The organism is Collinsella sp. LCP19S3_B7, assembly GCF_052121795.1.
Classification (GTDB): Bacteria; Actinomycetota; Coriobacteriia; order Coriobacteriales; family Coriobacteriaceae; genus Collinsella.
Genome location: NZ_JBQKDO010000041.1, coordinates 1 through 807, shown reverse-complemented (window position 1 = coordinate 807; position 807 = coordinate 1). Strand labels below are relative to the sequence as shown.

The window sequence follows — 807 nt, the reverse complement described above, 5'->3', positions numbered from 1 at the left end:
CAACCGCATAGCGGAACACGGCCCGCGCCCCGTCATATGATTTCTAGCGACTAAACAACAAATCACCGACGAAGGGGGCACGGGCCGTGTCTGCGAACATCGTATCAGTCGACGAGGAGTCGCTGCGCAACGACATAAAGAATCTGGTGAGGAAGACCGTCGAGGAGACGCTCAACGCACTGCTCGACGAGGAGGCGTCCGAGCTCGTCGGGGCCGAGCGCTACGAGAGGACGGCGGGCCGGGAGGCCTACCGCAGCGGCCACTACACGAGGAGGCTCGTCACGGGCGCCGGGGAAGTCGAGCTCAGCGTGCCGAAGCTCCGCGGGGCGACCTTCCAGACGGCCGTCATCGAGCGCTACCGCAGGCGCGAGACCTCGGTCGAGGAGGCCATCGTCGAGATGTACCTGGCGGGCGTCTCCACCAGGAGGATCGAGGACGTCTCCGAGCTCCTGTGGGGAGCGCCGGTGTCCTCCGGCACCGTCTCCAACCTCAACGAGAGGGCCTTCGCGTCCATCGAGACATGGCGGCAGAGGCCGCTCGAGGGCGGCTACCCCTACGTCTTCGTCGACGGTATCTACCTCAAGCGCAGCTGGGGAGGGTCCTACGAGAACGTGGCCGTGCTGGTCGCCATCGGCGTCAACTCCGCCGGCGACCGGGAGGTCATCGGCTGCTCCGAGGGGTACACCGAGTCCGCGGAGTCCTGGCGCGAATTCTTCTCCTGGCTCAAGGGACGCGGGCTCTCCGGCGTACGGCTCGTCACCGGCGACAAGTGCGCGGGGATGCTCGGTGCGCTCGAGGAGGTGTTCC

At 66.7% G+C, this 807-nt stretch carries 1 protein-coding gene; it reads left to right on the top strand.

Annotation, left to right across the window (positions count from 1 at the left end):
• Positions 1-86 precede the first annotated feature (86 nt).
• Positions 87-807, top strand: a 721-nt coding sequence (locus ACTQW0_RS08485; RefSeq protein ID WP_441567778.1) for an IS256 family transposase, incomplete at its 3' end; no start/stop codon positions are given.